Source organism: Flavobacterium sp. SLB02 (assembly GCF_009664855.1).
Classification (GTDB): Bacteria; Bacteroidota; Bacteroidia; order Flavobacteriales; family Flavobacteriaceae; genus Flavobacterium.
In genome coordinates, this window is record NZ_CP045928.1 from 205,229 (window position 1) to 225,868 (window position 20,640).

The following is a 20,640-nucleotide window of genomic DNA, read 5'->3' on the forward strand; positions in this document are numbered from 1 at the left end:
TTTTCTATATTTTCTCCGCCATTTCAAGGGCCGTATTCAATGCTCTTAATTTATTATAAACTTCCTGCATTTCACTTTCTTCGTCAGAACTGGCAACAATTCCGGCACCCGCCTGACAATGTAATTGATGGTTTTTACTAAGGAAAGTTCGAATCATAATCGCGTGATTAAAGTTGCCTTCAAAATCCATGAAACCTATAGCTCCTCCGTAGAAATTACGATTTGTTTTTTCGTAATCTTCAATCAATTGCATCGCTCTGTGTTTTGGAGCACCGCTTAAAGTTCCTGCCGGGAAAGTATCTGCAACGACTTGCATCGTGGTAGCTTTATCGTGTAAATGTCCTGTAACTTTAGAAACTAAGTGAATTACGTGAGAGAAAAACTGAACTTCTCTATATTTTTCTACGTTTACATTGTGACCATTTCTACTTAAATCATTTCTGGCTAAATCAACCAACATGACATGTTCACTATTTTCTTTTTTATCCTCAGAAAGTTGTTTGGCTAAGACAGCATCGCGTTCGTCATTTCCGGTTCTTTTGAATGTTCCGGCGATGGGGTGAATCTCAGCTTTTCTGTTTTTTACGATAATTTGTGCTTCGGGCGAAGACCCAAATATTTTGAAATCTCCATAATCAAAAAAGAATAAATAAGGAGATGGATTAATACTTCTTAAAGCTCTGTAAACGTTGAATTCATCACCTTTAAAACCTTGAGTAAATCGGCGTGATAATACCAATTGAAAAACATCTCCGCGGAAGCAATGTTTTTTAGCTAAAGCCACATTGTGTTTGAATTCCTCATCAGTTAGGTTAGAGAAACCTTCGCCTTCTTTGGTGAATTTGTAGGATGCAATATTTCTGGATTGAAGTAATTGCTCGATTTCGGCAATATTGTTTTTTCCGTCTACGCTGTGGCAGAAAATATACGCTTCGTTTTTAAAGTGATTGATAGCGATGATGTTTTGATAAACTGCATAAAATACATCAGGAATTAAAGTCGCAGTATCTTTTTTGGCAATCGAAACTTTCTCGAAATAACGAACGGCATCGTAAGAAATGTATCCGAATAATCCATTATTAATGAATTTAAAATCGTTTTTCTCGGATTGAAACTGACTTGAAAATTCCTGAATTACCTGAGGAATATTGGTAGAAGCATCGATTGCAATTTGTTCTGTTGTTCCGTCAGGAAAAGTTTTTGAGATGATTTCGTTTTCGATTTTAATCGTTGCAATCGGGTTGCAGCAGATGTATGAGAAACTGTTGTCATTTCCGTGATAATCACTACTTTCCAGTAATAAACTATTCGGGAATTTATCTCTTATTTTAAAATAAATACTTACCGGCGTAATCGTGTCTGCCAGAATTTGTTTGTAGTGTGTGTTGAGTATAAAAGGTTTCAAAGTATGTTGTTTTTGATTTTTAATATTTTCTTGTTTTAGTTTCGACCAAAAAAAAAGGGCTTGTCGTGATGACAAGCCCTTTATATTTATAGTTTTACAGTACCATAGGAAGCTTCGTTCACGACGTTTGACGTAAATTCTTCCACCACCAAGTATTGTTCATTAATGTTTTCATTTCTTTATTTTGATGTGACAAAGATATAAATGTAATTTGGATTAGAATACATAAAATTTCAAAAAAATCTTTTCTAAATTTTAAAATTTGTTAAATTCTACTGTTTTAAATTACTTTAAAGATCTAATTTCCAATCGCAATTGTATTGTTTTGGTTCATTCTAAAATCCGGATTTCCTTTGATATTAGGCGTTGTAAACAATTCGCTGTTTTTGAGCTTTGTATAATTTATTTCGAAATCAGGATTGCTATAGAATTTTTGAATTGACGGATTTGCACCACCCGCTTCGCTTACAATTCCACCATTACAATTGTTAACGATTAAGTTTTTGAATGTAATTTTAGCTAAATTAAAATCGCCGTTTCCAATATTTCCTTCCAATAAAACAAAGGGAGAAAAACCTGAAATGATACTGTTCGATAAATTAAACAGCGTATTTTCTCTAACGTAAACAGACTCACGTACAAGTCCCTGATTGTTTTCTTCCAAGTTTACAAGAGTAATATTGCTCGCATTTATTTTAGTCAATTTTTTGCTCATATCTGTATTTCCAATTTTGTCATAAGAATCTACCTCGAAACATCTTGAACCTGAAATATCTGATGAAAAAGGATGACGAATAGCAATACTGTTATTGATGTTGATTTGAACCCCTTGTGTAAAATCGAAATCATCATCTGTAGTTCTGTACGAAACAAGATTGTTCATATTTAAATCTCCGCCATAACATTCGAACGAATCATCGTTTGAAAAACTAATCTGGATATTGCTCAAAACTGTTTTTCGGCCCACTCCGGCTAGTGAAAGTCCGTTAAGTTCTTTGGCAGCACTCAGTTTTCTACCGGAATATTCAATTCTTACATATTTTAAAATTCCTGAATTGTCTTCGGCATCCTGACCTCCGTAATGATTTAGCATTGGTTCCAGATCAAAAGGTAGCGTATGTACACCACCTATAGTATTAATAGGCGCTTTTCCCAGTATGATGATTCCTCCCCAATCTCCGGGTTTTCTATCTGCAATTTCTTTATTTGAAGTAAAAACGATAGGATCAGTTTCTAAACCTTCGGCCACAATTTTTGCTCCGTTGGTTATTACAAGAGTTCCGCAAGTTTTGTCGTCTCCTCGAATAACGGTTCCGGGTTCTATCGTTAAAACAGCATTTTTGGTCACGTAAACAACGCCAACTAACTGATATGTATTTCGTTTTAATAATTTGGTGTCTTTGTCGATAGTACCTGCAATAATATTTGTTGCTTCGTTATATTCAGTATTGGCTGGCTTAAAATTGGTCCAGTTACCCATCCAGTTCGAGTTGCCAATAATTCCTTTAGGTTGCTGTTGTGCTTGTAAAAATAAAGTACTTAGAAGAGTAATAATTGCAATATGTATTTTTGCTTTCATAACTATAATTTTGATTCCAGGGTTGTTTTTTTAGTTAGCCCAAAATTAGAAGCCCAATGTTAATCAAAGTATTAGATGTTATTACGAAAGTGTTATGCGAATATTAAGGATGTTATCTTTTTGAAAATAATGTAAAAAGAAACCCCAATGGTTTTGAACCATTGGGGTTTTTCTTATAATAATTAGAATTGTGTGTGAATTTTAAAATATTAGAATTTTAAAGCTACAGTTAATTCGAAATCATCATTGATAGTTTTATCTCCTAAGTTTTCGAAGAAGTTACCAGAGTTGTATTTGATACCGTATTTAGTTCTGTCAACTTTGAATGCAGTAGTTGCAGTGTTTCCTGCTACAGTGATGTCAAAAGTTACTGGTTTAGTAATTCCTTTGATAGTTAAATCAGCAGTTACTGTGTAAACATCAGTAGATTTAGCTCCGATAGTTTTGAAAACTAATTTTGCAGTTGGGAATTTGTCAGTTCCAAAGAAATCGTCAGCTTTTAAGTGGCCATTCAATTTTCCTTGGTATTCTCCAGTTAAATCAGTTGAAGTTAAAGAAGTCATATCAACAGTGAAAGAACCACCAGTTAATTTTTTTCCTTTAAAAACTACAGCTCCGTCTTTAAAGTTTACAGTTCCAGAGTGTTCTCCAGTTACTTTTTTACCTACCCATTTGATAGTAGATGCTTTTACGTCGATTTTTTTAGTTTGAGCATTTACTGAAATACTAGCCGCTGCTACGAATAATGCTATTGCAATTGTTTTTAAATTTTTCATGTTGTTTAAATTGATTTTGGATTAATAATAATTATATAGTGATAAATAATTCCTCGTGAGATTTTCTAACTTTTTTGTAGTGTTGTGTGTCATCTTCGTCATGTCTGTAACCTACAGTAGCGATAACAGATGCGTTTAAGCCTAATTTATCGAAACCTAAGATTTCATTAAATGCAGCAGCATTAAATCCTTCCATTGGTGTTGCATCGATTTTCAATTCAGCAGCAGCAGCCAATAAAGTTCCTAGAGCAATATAAGTTTGTTTTGCTGTCCAGATATTTTTAGCATCCTGAGATAAGTTAGCAATTGTACCTTTCATCATGTCAGCAAATCCAGCCAAAGCATCAGCAGGAACACCTCTTGTTTCGCTAATATTTTTGATGTAAGTATCTACAGATTCTGCTCCGGCATTTAAGTCGTTAGCAAAAATAAAAATTTGAGAAGCGTCAGTAATTTGAGTCTGACCGTAAGCAGCAGCTTTTAATTGCTCTCTAATTTCAGGATTTTCTACAATAACAACTTTATAAGGTTGTAATCCGTATGAAGAAGCAGCTAGTCTAACAGCCTCTTTTAAAGTATTCAAATCTGCCGAAGATATTTTTTTTGTTGCATCAAACTTCTTTGTTGCATATCTCCAGTTTAGATTGTCTAATAATGTGCTCATAATATTAATTTTGTTGGGTTCGGTATTTTTCTAATAATTTATTTAATAATTCTAATTCTTCAGGACTTATATTCTCAGCAAATGCACGCTCGTGTTCATCTACTTTCGGGTCTAATTCTTTCAAAACATCTAATCCCTTTTGGGTGATCAAAACTTCAATTTTACGTCGATTGCCGGGGCAAACATTTCTCGTAACAAAATCCTTTAGTAATAATTTGTCTACCAATCGGGTTGTATTACTTGTTTTGGCCAGCATACGTTCCTGTATTACACACATATTAGCAGGATTTCCTTTTTGTCCTCTTAATATACGTAACACATTATATTGTTCTCCGGATAAATCATACGGTTTTATCAACTCGTTGAAATGATCCTGAATCACGTTTTGCGTGTACATGATATTCAGAATAACTTTTTTCGCATTATCCATCTTAACTGTACTTTTTATAACCTCTTCAATTGTCATAGTCGTAAGTGTATAATTTGTATATACAAATGTATATCTTTTAATAGTTGTATATACAAATGTCATGTTAAATTTTTGTTAATTCAAAAAAGGCGAAATAACTAGCTACATAAACTCTATATAATTAGTATAAAAATAATATAATTTTTTACTTAAAATACTGTCTGGTAAATATTTAACGATTGTTTAATAACAGTGTTGGTTTTGCTAAAATAGAGCTTTGATAATTATTCAATAGAATCTGTCGGGTTTATCAGGAATCTAAAATTTAAAATCAGAAATTTAAAATTATGAGGGGATGCTGTCGGGCTATCCGCACTGCTTCGGCAGTTTACTTCTATCCCTCATGCGAATCCCGTATGCAAGAAACCCGACAGGTCATAAAGACGTGTCGGGTTTGATAAAAATAATGAGTTCCGGTTTTTAGAATAATGAAACTCCTAATTGCATACGGGTATATTTTTCAGCCGGATTCCACATAATGCCTGCAAAAACAGGAAGTTTATATTGAAATATCGAAATATCCTTAGAAGCTTTAAAGCCTGCATTGACTATGTTGAAATTATGATCTGTATTCGAAGAATATAGATTTGATTTTCCGTCAAGCGAAAATCCTGCACCTATATAAGTATCTAATGTAATTTGATCATTTTTTATCAACGGATATCCTAACTCTACATAAGTGGAATATCTGTTTTTATAATCAAGATCAGGTTGTAATTCCTTATCATTTCCATAAAGAATAATATCAGCTTCAATTCGTAAAGGAAATTCCTGAGAAAAACGATACGAAGTTCTCAAATCGATAAGGTGCGTTGTGGTGTTTTTGTCATAATTAAAAACTTCCGGATGTTCAACATTTGTAGTATTGAACAAATCCCAAAGACCAATTGTCAGCCCTTTATTTTTGTATTGAACGTAATAATCGACCTCAGTATATTTACCATCAAAACTATTACCACCCCAAACTCCAACCGAAAAGTTTCGGTTTTTATCAAAGGTATAATGAAGATCTCCCATAGCGGTCATGCTTGGGCTAATGATTAATCCTCTCCAGAGATGACTGGTTGCAAGAGTAACATTAAAATTTAATCGGCTTGGCTCTTTACTTATCGTGCTTTCAGGCTTTGTTTCCTGAGCATAGCCAGCTAGTCCTATGATTAATACCATAGAAAGAAAAATATTTTTCATGAAATTTTTAGATTAAAAGAAGATGTTGTTAATTAAGCGTGAGGTATAATGCAGCAGCCAACGAAGCTCCAATTATTGGGCCTACGATAGGTATCCAGGCGTATCCCCAGTTGCTAGTTCCTTTTATAGGTAAAATAGCATGCATTATTCTTGGTCCTAAATCCCTTGCAGGGTTTATAGCGTATCCAGTCGTGCCTCCTAATGAAAGACCAATGGCCCATACGACTATAGCAACAGGAAGTGCGCCTATAGTTCCTAGACCAATTGTTGCTTTGGTATCAGCTGCAATTTGTAAGCTGGGTCCTGCAATATAGAATATTGAAAAAATCAAAACGAAAGTTGCAATTGCTTCACTTAACAAATTAGAAAAATTGTTTTTGATGGCTGGTCCTGTAGAAAAACAAGAAAGTTTTGCGCCTTCATCTTCTGTTGCAGCAAAATGGTCTTTATGTGATAACCACACTAAAAAAGCACCTAACATTGCCCCAATCATTTCACCAAGGATATAAGTAGGAACTAAATCCCAGCTAAACTTTCCTATCAGTGCCAATCCAAGAGTAACCACAGGATTTAAATGTGCCCCGCTAGTAGGTCCTGCAATAGTTACACCTACAAAAACGGCAAATGCCCACGCGCTGGTAATTACAATCCAACCTGAACTGTTTCCGTTCGTACCTTTAAGATTGACGTTTGCAACAACGCCATTTCCTAATAAAATCATTACCATTGTACCTAAAATTTCTGCTATAAAGGGAGTCATAATGTATATTTTTTAGTCTTCAATCCATTGAGATGCGCGTCCAACCGCTTTGTTCCAGTTTTTTACCAGATTGTCTACTTTTGGTTTTTCCATTTCTGGAGAAAATACCTTATCTATAGACCATTGCTCTTTCAAGGCATCCAGATTCTCCCAGTAACCTACAGCAAGTCCTGCAAGATAAGCAGCTCCTAAAGCAGTTGTTTCAAGTGTTTTTGGTCTTGTAACTGTTTTTTCAAAAATATCTGATTGAAATTGCATCAATAAATTATTTGTTGCAGCTCCTCCGTCAACTCTTAGTTCTTTTCCTTCATCTCCAAAATCTGCTTCCATAGCTTTTACTAAGTCATTTACCTGATAGGCAATTCCTTCCAAAGTTGCTCTGGCAATATGCGCATTAGTGGTTCCTCTGGTGATGCCAAACATTGCACCTCTCGCATATTGATCCCAGTATGGAGCTCCTAAACCAGTTAAGGCTGGAACAAAATAAACTCCGCCGTTGTCCGGCACGCTTGCTGCCAGAGATTCGATTTCTTCTGATGAGTTAATCATTTTTGCTCCGTCTCGTAACCATTGTACAGCTGCACCGCCAACAAAAACACTTCCTTCTAAAGCATAAGTTGTTTTCCCGTTGATTTTCCAGGCTACTGTAGTCAATAAATTATTTCTGGAAAGAATAGGTTTTTCGCCGGTATTCATTAGCATAAAACAACCCGTTCCGTAAGTATTTTTTACCATCCCAGAACTGGTACACAATTGACCAAAAAGAGCAGCTTGCTGATCTCCGGCAACTCCGGCAATAGGAATTTTTGTTGCAAATAGAGTAGTGCAGGTTTCTCCGTAAATTTCACTGCTTTCTTTTACTTCAGGCAACATCGCTCTTGGAATATCGAATAATTCTAATAGTTCATTATCCCATTCTAAAGTATGAATATTGAATAGTAAAGTTCTGCTGGCATTAGAAACATCGGTCATAAACAACTTACTGCGGGTAAGTTTCCAGATTAGCCACGTATCAACAGTTCCAAAACAAAGCTTTCCTTCTTCTGCTTTTTTACGTGCTCCGGGAACATTATCCAAAATCCATTTTACTTTTGTTCCGGAGAAATAAGCATCCAGAATTAAGCCTGTTTTTTTCTGAATCATATCAGCATGGCCTTGTGCTTTTAGTTCGTCACAAAATTTTGCTGTTCTACGATCTTGCCAAACAATGGCATTATAAATAGGTTCACTTGTTTCCCTGTCCCATACAATAGTAGTTTCACGCTGATTGGTGATTCCAATTGCTGCGACTTCTCTACCTGAGATACCTACTTTTGCAATTACTTCGGCAGCTGTGCTTATTTGCGAAGACCAGATTTCGTTTGGGTCGTGTTCTACCCATCCTGGTTTTGGGAAAATTTGTTCAAATGGTTTTTGAGAAAGGCTTACGATTTCTCCGCCATGATTAAAGAGAATAGCTCTGGAGGAAGTTGTCCCCTGGTCAAGAGCTAAAATTAATTTGTTCTCCATGATTGATAGTATATAATTAAGTTAATAAAGTTCTATTGAGATTCAGATCGTTTTATCGAAATTCTGACAGAAAAAATCCTTTTGAAATATCTTTGAAATTTTCAATTTCCTGAGTTATCCAGGCTTCGTCATGTCCTAATTCTTTAGCTAATAATCTTGCTACTTTTTCCGAAGACTGAACTGCAGCTCTTGCATCTAAGAATAATAAACGAACACGTCTTGCCAGAATATCATCTACAGTTCTGGCCATTTCGTATCGAATAGCCCAGGCTACTTCTGCCATTGTAAATTCATGATCAGGATGTACTTTTTCTTTTAATTCTGGTTCGCTTTGTTGCAATTGGCGTATTTTAGGAATATCAGAACCATAAATATATAAGTGATTTTCTCTGTCTAAAGTTGTGGTAGGCTGATTTCCGTGAATAGCAAGATGCTCTGTATTACATCCTTTTGCCGGAATTTTTCTTGTTTTAATGGCTTTGTCTATAATGTCTTCCGCAATTTTTCTGTAAGTGGTCCATTTTCCACCTGTTATCGTGATTAAACCAGTTTCAGAAACTATGATTTTATGGCTTCTTGATACTTCTTTGGTGCTTTTTCCTTCTTCTTCCGGAGCAGCTAAAGGACGCAGACCTGCAAAAACAGACAGAACGTCGGCTCTGGTTGGTTTTTTTGCTAAAAAGCGTTGTGCTGTTTCCAGTACAAATTCAATTTCGGTTTCTAAGGCAATAGGCTCTAAGCTTTGTTTTTTGATTAAGGTATCTGTTGTTCCTACTACGATTCGGTTATGCCATGGCACAGCAAACAAAACTCTTCCATCACTTGTTTTAGGAATCATTAACGCATGGTCGCCAGGTAAAAATGATTTATCAAACACCAGGTGAATTCCCTGACTTGGAACGATATATTTTTTATAAACAGTATCGTTTAGTTTCATTATTGCATTGGTAAAAACTCCCGTTGCATTTATAATAGCAGATCCTTTTAAATCGTATTTGTCTCCAGTTTCCTGATCCAGCACCTGAACACCGGTAACCTGATTGTTATCGTCTTTTAATAAGTTGACAACTTTACAGTAATTTATAATACAAGCGCCTTTTTCTGCTGCAGTCTGAGCAATATTTATGGCAAGACGTGAATCATCAAATTGTCCGTCATGATAAATAACACCGCTTGATAAACCTTTTTCTTCTACGTTAGGAAGCATTTCGATTGTTTTTCTTTTCGAAATGTATTTTGAACGGCCTAAACTTAAACGTCCGGCTAGTAAATCATAAATAGTTAAACCTATGGTATAAAAATAACCGCCCCACCAATTGTAATTTGGAATTACAAAAGATTGGTTTTTAACCAGGTGACCGGCATTTTGTGCCATTAAACCTCTTTCTTTAAGAGCTTCTTTTACTAAGTGCACATCTCCTTGTTCTAAGTAACGTACGCCGCCATGCACTAATTTTGTACTTCTGCTTGAAGTTCCTTTGGCGAAATCTACTGCTTCGACCAAAATTGTTTTGTAGCCTCTGCTTGCTGCATCAAGAGCTGTTCCCAGACCGCTTGCTCCGCCTCCTATTACAATTACATCCCACTTTTCAGTGTCTTTTAGTTTCGATAACTGTTCTGAACGTTTCATATAGTGTTTGTTTTTGTTTCTTTTTCTGTTTTTTATTTCTTTAAAGCAAAATTAATGAAACTAAACGAAACTAAAGTAATAGAATAAGGTTTTTTTTGAATTATTTTTTTATCGTACATTTATACCTTCAAAAATCTTAATATTATCAGGCTATTATGGTTATTATAAATAAAAGACAAGAAGAAATACTTAAAGAACTGGATAAAAACGGACATGTAAATGTGGCCGATTTATGTGAAATTCTAAATGTTTCAACCGTAACGATACGAAAGGATTTGAATTTTTTAGAAAATGAGAAACTGCTCCACCGTACCCATGGCGGTGCCAGTAAACAGCCTATTTATGCTTTCGAAAGAGATTTAAGTGATAAAGAAGGTTTGCAGGTAGAGCAAAAAAAACAGATAGCAAAAGAAGCTTTAAAGTATATTAATAATTTCGATTATATCATATTGGGTTCAGGATCTAATGTTCATTATCTGGCACAAATTATTTCGGGATTTCAGAAATTAACAGTGATTACGCCTTCTTTAAAGGTGTCTTTAGAATTGAGTAAGGAGCCAAATGTGGATACAATTCAATTGGGTGGTGATGTTCGTAAGAGCTCAAACTCGGCGGTTGGTCCTATATCGGAAGCAATTTTGAGCCAGTTTTCCTGTAATAAATTGTTTTTAGGAGCTGACGGACTTCATTTAGATTTTGGATTAAGTACTTCAAATGCATTAGAAGCGCATCTTAATCAAGCCATGATTTCGGTCGCGGAAAAGGTTATTATCTTGGTCGATTCTACAAAAATGAATGTGAGAGGTTTTGGTAAAATATGTAATTTGGATAAGATCGATGTTTTGATTACCGATGATGGGATCGATATCGAAACCAAAACGAAACTAGAAGAAATGGGAGTAGAGGTTATAATTGCCTCAAAATAGTTTTTTTCTACAGATTAGAAAGAAAGAAACGTCTAGTTTTTTTAAAATTTCTAGTTTACTCGTTCGCGTGAGGGATAAGAGCTGGCTGCCGAAGCAGTGCGGATAGCCTGACAGCATGCCGATAAGAGGGCGTATAAGCGCAAAGTATATTTGTCCTCTTATCGGGATGGTGGCACGCCCAGTTTAATTTTAGATTTCTGAATTTACTCGCTTAAGTATTTTTCGATGTGGGTAAATAGTGTTTTTCGTTCTTCGGTTGTTGCGTCATTATCCATATCACTATGGTTGATCGGGGTGAACTGAACCGTCATTCCGTATTTTTTCTGTTCTTGCTCGTTGGGTAACACGCCTTCGTCTGCAGCATAGTTTTTAGAGCGCAACGTGTATATTATAGGATGCTTAAATCTTGGAAGAGGCATTCTTCGATTGTCCATTGTGATTATTTTATAAACCAGCTTAGGATATTTGGTAGCAAATAAAGCTGTCATGTCTCCACCGTTCGAATGGCCAATTAGTGTTAGGTGCTTGAAATCTAATTCGGGATTGATTGTTTTGAATTCGTTTAAAACATAAAGAATGTTTTCTGTACCTCGTTCCCAATTTGGTCTTCTTGTAACTTTTAGATCTCCTTCCATTGCCAAAAGATCATCTGTAGGTAATTCGTGCTGAATGCTGATAACGAAATATCCTTGCGATGCTAAATGTTCTGTTAAGTAAGAATAAATTTTATTGTCTCCGCCTTTATTTTCTCCGTATCCGTGACTGAAAATTATCACCTGCTGGTTGTTTATTTTCGTATCAGATTTTGGATGATACATTGCGACCGGAATTTTGCGGTTTCTGGATTTATCAAATAACTCTAAACTATCAAGCTGAATATCATAGGTTTTATTTGATGTGTGAACTGTTGATTTTTTAGTATTGGAGCAACTTATTAAAAATAAGGATAATAAAATCTGAAAATATATTTTGTTCATTTTTTTTGATACGCTTTTAATAAGAAACCCGACAGTTTTTTGAATTCTGCCGGGTTTGATTTGTAATTATGAGATTGTATATTTTTTAAGCTAGCTTTTTTTCGAAAGCTTTTCGGGCTGCTCCTCTAAAATAGACTTCGCCACAATAGGTATATTCTAATCGTTCTAAAATTTTAAGCATAGGCACATTGTCAAAGTTGGTGTCTACTTTTATGCTATGAATATTTTTTTCGAGGCATAAACCTTCTATGTTTTTAAAAAGCTTTGTTGCAATACCTTTTCCTTTTGCCCATTTTGATACGGCTACGCGATGTACAACGCCATAATCTCCATTGGTAAGCCATTCGCATTCTATGTCTTCGTAAGCGGGTTCTTTGTCGAATATAATGGCAGAATAAGATAAAATGGTTTCGTTTTCTGTAAGTACATATCCGTAACCATTATTTATATCGTTGGTAATGCTAAGTTCGTTAGGATAACCATCTTGCCATTGTGAACTTCCTTCCTGACGTCTTTGTTCGATGGCATCTTGTATGATGGTCCAGATAACTGGCAAGTCTGTAATATTCGCTTTTCTTAATAGTAGTTGTTCTGTTGTGTTGCTCATTTTTTATGTATTAAATCTTAATGAGGAAGTTTGTCTTTGAAATAACCGTAAACCCAGGTTCCTAAAATGGCACTTACTAAAGTAACTGCAATTACAGTAACTCCAGTCCCAATTTGAGCGAAAAGTGGTCCGGGACAAGCTCCCGTGATTGCCCAGCCGAAACCGAATAATAATCCGCCATAAATTTGTCCTTTGTTGAAAGTTTTAGGCTGGATTTCGATTTTTTCTCCCTGAAGGGTTTTGATATTGAATCTTTTTATGATCTGAACGGATATAACTCCAACGACAACCGCGCTGCCAATTACGCCATACATAAAGAAAGATTGCAATTGAAACATTTCCTGAATTCGGTACCAGCTGATGATTTCGGCTTTTACGAATACGATTCCAAAAACGATTCCTACCAGCATGTATTTAAGATTCGAGAATCCTGAATCTTTTATCTGACTTCCGTTGGTTCCTTCTGTATCTGTATTTTTATTTTCTAAATTATTCATTTTTGAAATTTTAAAGTGAAAGAATATAAGGCAAAATCAAATTGGCCATAATAAAACCGCCAATCATAAAACAGATCGTAGCGACTAATGAAGGCCATTGCAAATTTGAAATTCCCATAATCGCATGTCCGCTTGTACAACCGCCGGCATAACGCGTTCCAAAACCAACTAAAAATCCTCCAACAACAATCATAATGAATCCGCGAAGCGTGAATAGACTTTCCCAAGAGAAAAGTTGTTTTGGCAATAATCCCGAATGATCGGTGATCCCGTAAGTAGCTAATTGCTCCGAAAGTTGGGGTGAGATTTCGACCGGATTTGGATTGGCCAGAAAATAGGCAGCGATCACTCCGCCAAGGAAAATTCCGAAAACGAAAAATAAATTCCAGCTTTCTTTTTTCCAGTCGTATTTAAAAAACGAAATATTGGCCGGAATACAAGCCGCGCAAATATGACGAAGGGAAGAACTAATCCCGAAAGATTTGTTTCCGATAATCAATAAAATAGGAACTGTTAATCCAATTAGCGGGCCTGAAACGTACCAAGGCCAAGGTTCTTTGATGATTTCGATTAGACTCATGTTTTAATTTAAAAATTAGATTTTTATTTTTTTACCATTAAGATATTAAGGGGATTAAGAATACCTTGATTAATAAACTTAATGGTAAGAAATTATGTTTAATTTATGCTTTTTAAACTTCACTTTTAAAAGCTACCAACTTAATTCTCTTAAAATCTTAATGGTAGAAAAAATCTTATGCTTTTAAAATCTTACTTTGACAAACAAAATCTGATTTTGGAATACTTGTTTTTGCGATTGCACCAAAACCACCTTCGATTTCTGTAAAGTTTCTGAAACCACGGGCTTGCAAAATCGAAGCTGCGATCATACTGCGATATCCTCCGGCGCAATGCAAATAAAAATGCTCGTTAGGGTCGATGTCTTTTACCCAGTCGTTGATATAAGCTAAAGGTTTGCTATAAGCATCCTCGATATGTTCAGCTTCGTATTCGGTTTCTTTACGAATGTCGATTACTTTGTCTTCTTCAATTTTAAACTCACTGTCGAATTGTTCTGCCGAAATTCTATTTACGGTATCAGTTTCAAAACCGGCTTTTTCCCAGGCTTCAAAACCACCGTCCAGATGTCCGATGATCGAATCGAAACCAACACGGCTTAAACGGGTTACGGTTTCTTCTTCAAGACCAACCTCAGTAACTAATATAATAGGTTGTTTTACATCGGCAACTAGAGTTCCAACCCATGGCGCAAAATCACCGTTGATTCCGATATTGATCGATTGCGGAATAAATCCTTTATAGAAATCGGCACTTTTTCTGGTATCTAAAATTAACGCTCCGGTTTCTTCGGCTACAGCCTCAAATTCTCTTACATCAATGGCTTTCATTCCGTTGTGTAAAACCGATTCGAAACTTTCGTAACCTTGTTTGTTCATGGCCACATTCATACTGAAATAAGCTGGAGGAGGCAATAAACCATCGGTAACTTCTTCGATAAATTCGGCTTGGGTCATATTGGCGCGCAAAGCATAATTCGTTGCTTTTTGATTGCCTATTGTTGAGACTGTTTCTTTACTCATGTTTTTTCCGCAAGCGCTTCCCGCACCATGAGCAGGGTAAACAATCACATCATCAGCCAGAGTCATAATTTTATCTCTTAGCGAATGAAATAAAATTCCCGCCAATTGATCTTGTGTCATTTCTGCAGCTTTTTGAGCCAAATCGGGACGACCCACATCACCAATAAATAAAGTGTCTCCAGAGAAAATAGCGTGATCTTTTCCGTTTTCTTCAATCAATAAATAAGTCGTGCTTTCCATGGTATGACCAGGAGTATGCAACGCCTTAATCGTAATTTTTCCAATTTTGAATTCTTGTCCGTCTTTCGCAGAAATGCAATCAAATTCACAAGCCGCATTAGGTCCGTAAACAATTGGCGCCTGAGTTTCTTTGCTCAAATCGATATGACCTGAAACAAAATCAGCGTGAAAATGCGTTTCGAAAATGTATTTCAATTTGACGTTATCACGTTCTAAACGATCCAGATAAGGCTGAATTTCTCTAAGTGGATCAATAATGGCAGCTTCGCCATTCGAAGTTATATAATAAGCACCTTGTGCTAAACATCCGGTGTAAATTTGTTCTATTTTCATGATATGTATTCTAAAAATAAGGGAATACAAAGGTAACCTACTTTTTGCTTAAAATGGGTGACTTATGTTACACAAATTTGATTTTTATGCAAAAAAGCGTTGGATGGTTTTACTATATAAAGCCCATAGGAAATTCAAAAAAAAATCGTATATAAAATGATTTAAGATTGAAACAAGATTGACGAATTTAACCATATAAGTGATATAAGTAAATTTAAGTCACGTAATTGGTCTTATGCTAAAATGAACTTATATCACTTATATGGTAAAAAAATAATCTACGTAATTTTACATCTATAAAATTCATTGTCATGAACACAGAAGATTTATTGAATCAGATTGCTTTTATAAAAGAAATTGATAAGGTCAAATACATTCAGCGCAAAACGAAATTATTTAATAGCGACCGAAACGAAAACGATGCGGAACACAGTTGGCATCTGGCTTTGATGGCGATTGTTTTGGCTGAACATTCAAACGAGCCAATTGATGTCTTAAGAGTCGTAAAAATGGTTTTGATGCATGATATTGTCGAAATCGATGCTGGAGATGTCTTTATGTATGATACACAAAAAAGCCACGATAATACCGATGAGGAACGACTAGCGGCCAATCGTATTTTTGGATTATTGCCCGAAAAGCAAGCTCAGGAAATGATTGCCATTTGGGAAGAATTTGAAGCAGGAGAAACCAACGAAGCCAAATTTGCAAGGTCGATGGACAGATTAGAGCCTTTATTGCAAAACACCTCTAATAACGGAGGAACCTGGAAAGAGTTTGATGTACCTTATAAAAAAGTGTATGAAAAAAAGAGCATCATAAAAGAAGGTTCAAAAACTTTATGGAATTATGCCGAGGGTTTAATAAACGAAAGTCTAGTAAAAGGAATTTTGAAAGAAGAGTAAATTTCTAAAATATAGATTTTTAAGTAAATATCAATTTTGAATATAAGTGATACAGATTTGTTTTAGGTTTTGCGAATTTTAAATTTATATTAAATGTATTAAAAGATTTTTTTTATTGCATTATGTTTAACCTTTTGTAATTAAGGCTAAGCTTATTTTTCTTATATAACTTATATGGTTTGAAAAAGAAAAAACTTCTTTTAAAGACAGGGAATTCATGTTTTAATAGGTAAATTTGAGGAGACTTCATAAATAAAATACCGCTATGGAAGAAATGCTTTTTTATGACCGAATGCAATTCGCCTTCACCATTACTTTTCACTATCTTTTTCCGCAACTTACAATGGGTCTTTCGCTGATCATTGTTTATTTTAAATGGAAATATCTTAAAACTAAAGACGATCAATACAATCACGCCACGCATTTTTGGATGAAAATTTTCGCTCTGAATTTTGCGATGGGTGTGGTAACCGGAATCCCAATGGAATTTCAGTTTGGAACCAATTGGGCAAAATTCTCTGAGTTAACTGGTGGAATCATCGGGCAGACTCTGGCGATGGAAGGTATGTTCTCCTTTTTCTTAGAATCCTCTTTTCTGGGAATCTTTTTGTTTGGAGAAAAAATAATTGGACATAAATGGCATTTTGTAACGGGATTATTAATTATGATTGGTTCCTGGGCCAGCGGATACCTTATTATAGCCACACATTCGTGGATGCAAAATCCGGTAGGTTATGAAATTCTGGAAAACGGTAAATTTGTTTTGACGAATTTCAAAGCTTTATTCCTTAACCCTTGGTTATGGCCTTCTTATTTACACAATCAGGCTGCATCTTTGGTAACAAGTTCATTTGTAGTAGCCGGAATTGGGGCATTTTATATTTTAAGTAAAAAGAATGTTTCTTTTGGAAGAATGTTTGTGAAAACCGGCGTAATCTTCGGATTGATTTCGAGTCTTATTGTGGCAGTTCCTACGGGAGATTTACTGGCTAAAAATGTCGTAAAATACCAGCCGGTAACTTTTGCTGCAATGGAAGGAATTTTTCATACCGAAAAGAAAGGTTCTGAGATTGTTTTAATAGGTCAGCCTGATGTAAAAGACAAAAAACTGGACAATAAAATCGCTGTTCCTAATATACTGAGTTTCCTTACTTACGGAAGCTGGCATCAGGAAATAAAAGGTCTGGATCAGTTTGAAGAAGATCTGCATCCTACTAATATTTCCGGTTTGTATTATGCCTATCATATTATGGTAGGACTCGGAACCATATTTATAGGTTTGATGACTTTAGCGCTTGTACAGCTTTTTAGAAAGAAATTATTCGAAACCAAATGGATTTTATGGTCTTTGATGTTTATGATGCCATTTCCGTACATCGCCAATACCACAGGTTGGTATACGGCCGAATTAGGAAGACAACCGTGGCTCGTTTATAATTTATTGAGAACAACAGCGGGAGCTTCACCAACTGTTTCATCGGGAAATACCTTATTTACTTTATTAGGTTTTATAGGATTGTATCTTTTACTTGGAATGTTGTTTTTGCTTTTGATTGGAAAAATCATCAATAAAGGGCCTCATAATGTTGAACTGAATTCAGAAAAAATATAATTATGGAATTTTTTTGGTACGTTGTTTTAATGGGAATTCTGGCCGTTTATATTGTATTAGACGGTTACGATTTTGGAGCAGGAATTATTCATTTATTTTTTGCTAAAGAAGAGAAAGATAAAAAAGCAATTACAAGCGCCATTGGTCCGTTTTGGGATGCCAATGAGGTTTGGATTATTGCCGCCGGAGGTGTTTTGTTTTTTGCTTTCCCTACTTTATACGCTTCATCTTTTAGCGGATTTTATTTGCCGTTGATCATGATTTTATGGTTGTTGATTTTTCGTGCAATTGGTCTGGAAATGCGCGGACAAGTGCACCACCCCATGTGGGAAGCCATTTGGGATAAAGCTTTTGGGATCGCCAGTTTACTTTTGGCCTTATTCTTCGGGATTGCTTTGGGGAATATTGTTCGTGGTGTAAACTTAGGAATGGTAACCAATGGCGTTTCGACGCAAGAGGCGCATTATTTCTTTTTGCCTTTATGGAATCCTACTTTTAGTCCGCAAGCAAATGAATTGGGAATTATAGACTGGTTCACCCTCTTTTTAGGAATTGTAAGTGTTGTTGCCTTGACAATTCATGGTGCGAACTGGATTATTTATAAAACGAATTCGGCGTTGAACCCAAAACTGAAAAATGTAGTTTTTAAACTGAATATAGTGTTACTGGTTTTAGTTTGTATTTCACTTCAAATCTGGCATTTTATTGAGCCAAAACCATTTCATAATTTTGTCGAGAATCCAATTCTTTGGTTTTTTCCACTAATGACTTTTGTTGGAATTTTAGGTTTGTTTAAAGTTCGTTCCTGGCAAAAAGACGGAATGGGATTTTTGTTTTCAACTTTATTTTTAGTTGGAGGTTTTGCCTCAACAGCCGTTTCGATTTTCCCGAATGTTTTGCCTTCTACAAATAATGTAAATCCGTCATTAACGATTTATAATACTGCCGCCGGAGCATACGGGCTGAATGCCGGAATGAGTTGGTTTTTTATCGCTTTGTTTTTGGTGATTATTTATTTTATTATTCAGTACAGAGTTTTTAGCGGGAAGATGGATGATGTGGGGTATGGGGAACATTGATTGTTCGGGATGTGTAAAAAGGACGAATTATATTTTAAATTTTAATCATGAAAAGAATAATTTTCATAACCATACAAATCCTTTTTATAAATTGCTATTCTCAGAAAAATGAAAGCAATACATTAAAAAGTAAAACGGAATTAGAAAATTATGTTCGTGTAAATAGTAAAAGATTTGCAAAATTTGAGCTAAAAAAAATACATGATTTTGCGCCTGAAAGCGATGCTCAAGATTCTATCTGTAGAAGAATAGGTGATTCTCTTAAAATCAACGAATATTATTATAAAGCAGATTTTGATAATAATGGTTTGTTAGATTTTTTACTAATAGGAGATGACCATAATTGTGATGAATCAAGAAGTATTAGATGCAACTTCTGTTCTTTAGTTTTGATGAGTTTTCCAAAAGATTCGGTAAAAATGTATAATATTAATTTAGGTGACGGATGTTTTGTTACAAAGATTGCACAGAAAAATAATCAAACGGTATTACAAATTTATAACCGGAGAAGAGGAGTTTTGAGTGCTAAAGGCAATAATGTAGAACAGCACACATTAATCTATAAATGTGATGGATTTATTGATTATAATAAGCGACCTGTAAAGCATTCTATCGAAAAAATAGAGTTTTCAACTTTTGGCTGTTATGGAACTTGTCCAGTATTTTCATTAGTAATTGATAAAGAAAGAAATTCAACTTTTTTTGCTGAACGTTTTAATTTTGGAACAGAGGAAGAAAATATGAAGAAAATGTCGTCTTTTTTCAATAACAATAGGGAAGGTACTTTCAAAACTGTAATTACAGAAGAAAATTATAACCAAATTTTGGCACTATTAGAATACATGAATTTTGCAAATTTTCAAAATGAAAACATGTTATATGAAGAAGATAGTGGTAGTTCAATTCTGAAAATTACATATGACAATGGTAAAGAGAAAATTATTGAGGATTATGGAATAGTAGGAAGTTACAGTTTGAGAAAATTGTATGAATTATTATTTGAATTAAGAATGAATCAGAAATGGAATTAAATTTATTAATGAAATTCTAAAATATTTATTTTTACCCGAGTCCGTTAGCGACAGGAGTGGTATCTCCCGATTTAGAAAAACAAGGCTTTTTAGCCGTAGTTTTTGTTAATCGGGAATTTAGCGGATAGCCCGTTCGCCACGGCGAAAACGCCGAAAATATAAAAATCCGTTTACTCTCAGGAAAACGGATTTTTTCTGTTTGTCAAAGTTCGAAACTTAAATAGAAATTGATTTACAGAAAAATCATTTGTCGATTTGTTCATTACAAAAAGGTCTTTTTGACGTTGTAAATACTGGATGATCTTGTTTTATATAAACTGGACTATAAGTGAGTTGGCTCTTTGCTATACTTTCGCTTTTTTAATCAAAATATCTAAAACAATGAATTACCAAATCAAAAAAGCAAGTATTGAAGATCTTGACGAAGCAGCGGAACTTTTTAACCTTTATCGTGTTTTTTACCGTCAGGAATCTGATGTCGAAAAAGGAAAAGTATTTCTTAAAGAACGATTACTGAACCATGAATCTGATATTTTTTTAGCGATTATGGGCGGAAAGGCTGTTGGTTTTGTACAGCTTTACAAATTATTTCACTACACAAAATTACAAAAACAATGGTTGTTGAGTGATCTTTTTGTACATCCGGATTATAGAGGCAAAGGACTTTCGGTAGCGCTGATTGATCGCAGTAAACAATGGTGCGAGGAAACAAATGCCTGTGGTTTGATGCTGGAAACTGAAAAGACAAATGACATAGGCAATACTTTATATCCGCGTTGTGGATTTGAATATGACGGTTTACATAATTATTATCACTGGTGGAAATAAAGAATAAATAATGGGGAAGCAGCA

At 35.0% G+C, this 20,640-nt stretch carries 20 protein-coding genes; 6 read left to right on the plus strand and 14 right to left on the minus strand.

Translation table 11 applies throughout. From position 1 onward, the window contains the following. Positions 1 to 4 precede the first annotated feature (4 nt). The 9 genes from GIY83_RS00945 to GIY83_RS00985 form a co-directional block, all read right to left on the minus strand. Complete coding sequence (locus GIY83_RS00945; RefSeq protein ID WP_194618418.1) at positions 5 to 1,405, minus strand: anthranilate synthase component I family protein; 1,401 nt, start codon at positions 1,403 to 1,405, stop codon at positions 5 to 7. A 298-nt stretch (positions 1,406 to 1,703) separates the two neighbouring features. Further along, positions 1,704 to 2,984, minus strand: coding sequence for a hypothetical protein (locus GIY83_RS00950; protein WP_194618420.1), 1,281 nt, complete (start codon positions 2,982 to 2,984; stop codon positions 1,704 to 1,706). 209 nt (positions 2,985 to 3,193) lie between these two features. Next, complete coding sequence (locus GIY83_RS00955; protein ID WP_194618422.1) at positions 3,194 to 3,760, minus strand: YceI family protein; 567 nt, start codon at positions 3,758 to 3,760, stop codon at positions 3,194 to 3,196. Between the two features lie 31 nt (positions 3,761 to 3,791). Beyond that, positions 3,792 to 4,424, minus strand: coding sequence for an NAD(P)H-dependent oxidoreductase (locus GIY83_RS00960; protein WP_194618424.1), 633 nt, complete (start codon positions 4,422 to 4,424; stop codon positions 3,792 to 3,794). A 4-nt stretch (positions 4,425 to 4,428) separates the two neighbouring features. Next, positions 4,429 to 4,890 carry a MarR family winged helix-turn-helix transcriptional regulator gene (locus tag GIY83_RS00965; RefSeq protein WP_068844590.1) on the minus strand — a complete coding sequence of 154 codons (462 nt, stop codon included), beginning with the start codon at positions 4,888 to 4,890 and terminating at the stop codon, positions 4,429 to 4,431. A gap of 423 nt (positions 4,891 to 5,313) precedes the next feature. Beyond that, complete coding sequence (locus tag GIY83_RS00970) at positions 5,314 to 6,081, minus strand: hypothetical protein (protein ID WP_194618426.1); 768 nt, start codon at positions 6,079 to 6,081, stop codon at positions 5,314 to 5,316. Positions 6,082 to 6,109: 28 nt separating this feature from the next. Further along, positions 6,110 to 6,841: an MIP/aquaporin family protein gene (locus tag GIY83_RS00975; protein WP_194618428.1), complete on the minus strand. Its 732-nt coding sequence runs from the start codon at positions 6,839 to 6,841 to the stop codon at positions 6,110 to 6,112. A 12-nt stretch (positions 6,842 to 6,853) separates the two neighbouring features. Further along, positions 6,854 to 8,350: a glycerol kinase GlpK gene (glpK, locus tag GIY83_RS00980; protein WP_208684116.1), complete on the minus strand. Its 1,497-nt coding sequence runs from the start codon at positions 8,348 to 8,350 to the stop codon at positions 6,854 to 6,856. Between the two features lie 52 nt (positions 8,351 to 8,402). Then, positions 8,403 to 9,980, minus strand: a complete 1,578-nt coding sequence (locus GIY83_RS00985; protein WP_208684118.1) for a glycerol-3-phosphate dehydrogenase/oxidase — start codon at positions 9,978 to 9,980, stop codon at positions 8,403 to 8,405. Between the two features lie 155 nt (positions 9,981 to 10,135). Between GIY83_RS00985 and GIY83_RS00990 the strand changes: the two genes are divergently transcribed. Further along, positions 10,136 to 10,906: a DeoR/GlpR family DNA-binding transcription regulator gene (locus tag GIY83_RS00990; RefSeq protein WP_194618435.1), complete on the plus strand. Its 771-nt coding sequence runs from the start codon at positions 10,136 to 10,138 to the stop codon at positions 10,904 to 10,906. 203 nt (positions 10,907 to 11,109) lie between these two features. On the opposite strand, the gene GIY83_RS00995 is transcribed toward GIY83_RS00990, so the two are convergent. The 5 genes from GIY83_RS00995 to GIY83_RS01015 form a co-directional block, all read right to left on the minus strand. Next, on the minus strand, positions 11,110 to 11,883 hold the full coding sequence (locus GIY83_RS00995) for an alpha/beta hydrolase (RefSeq protein WP_208684120.1): 774 nt from the start codon (positions 11,881 to 11,883) through the stop codon (positions 11,110 to 11,112). Between the two features lie 85 nt (positions 11,884 to 11,968). Continuing rightward, positions 11,969 to 12,490 (minus strand): GNAT family N-acetyltransferase, encoded by a 522-nt coding sequence (locus tag GIY83_RS01000; RefSeq protein WP_208684122.1) that lies wholly within the window; start codon positions 12,488 to 12,490, stop codon positions 11,969 to 11,971. Positions 12,491 to 12,507: 17 nt separating this feature from the next. After that, positions 12,508 to 12,987 (minus strand): DUF6691 family protein, encoded by a 480-nt coding sequence (locus GIY83_RS01005; protein WP_208684124.1) that lies wholly within the window; start codon positions 12,985 to 12,987, stop codon positions 12,508 to 12,510. A 10-nt stretch (positions 12,988 to 12,997) separates the two neighbouring features. Then, complete coding sequence (locus tag GIY83_RS01010) at positions 12,998 to 13,567, minus strand: YeeE/YedE family protein (RefSeq protein WP_208684126.1); 570 nt, start codon at positions 13,565 to 13,567, stop codon at positions 12,998 to 13,000. A 175-nt stretch (positions 13,568 to 13,742) separates the two neighbouring features. Further along, complete coding sequence (locus GIY83_RS01015) at positions 13,743 to 15,161, minus strand: rhodanese-like domain-containing protein (RefSeq protein WP_208684128.1); 1,419 nt, start codon at positions 15,159 to 15,161, stop codon at positions 13,743 to 13,745. 311 nt (positions 15,162 to 15,472) lie between these two features. Here GIY83_RS01015 and GIY83_RS01020 point away from each other — a divergent pair, with 311 nt between their 5' ends. The 5 genes from GIY83_RS01020 (at position 15,473) to GIY83_RS01040 (ending at position 20,616) form a co-directional block, all read left to right on the plus strand. Beyond that, positions 15,473 to 16,066: an HD family hydrolase gene (locus GIY83_RS01020; RefSeq protein WP_194618472.1), complete on the plus strand. Its 594-nt coding sequence runs from the start codon at positions 15,473 to 15,475 to the stop codon at positions 16,064 to 16,066. Positions 16,067 to 16,331: 265 nt separating this feature from the next. Then, a complete protein-coding gene (locus GIY83_RS01025; RefSeq protein ID WP_194618474.1) occupies positions 16,332 to 17,678 on the plus strand; it encodes a cytochrome ubiquinol oxidase subunit I in 1,347 nt (448 codons plus the stop codon). A gap of 2 nt (positions 17,679 to 17,680) precedes the next feature. Beyond that, entirely contained in the window at positions 17,681 to 18,757 is a 1,077-nt protein-coding gene (gene cydB / locus GIY83_RS01030) for a cytochrome d ubiquinol oxidase subunit II (protein ID WP_194618476.1), read from the plus strand. Positions 18,758 to 18,804: 47 nt separating this feature from the next. Next, positions 18,805 to 19,788 carry a DUF6438 domain-containing protein gene (locus tag GIY83_RS01035; RefSeq protein WP_208684130.1) on the plus strand — a complete coding sequence of 328 codons (984 nt, stop codon included), beginning with the start codon at positions 18,805 to 18,807 and terminating at the stop codon, positions 19,786 to 19,788. A gap of 381 nt (positions 19,789 to 20,169) precedes the next feature. Next, the gene (locus GIY83_RS01040) at positions 20,170 to 20,616 is read left to right on the plus strand and encodes a GNAT family N-acetyltransferase (RefSeq protein ID WP_194618480.1); all 447 of its coding nucleotides are present in this window, start codon (positions 20,170 to 20,172) and stop codon (positions 20,614 to 20,616) included. Positions 20,617 to 20,640 lie beyond the last annotated feature (24 nt).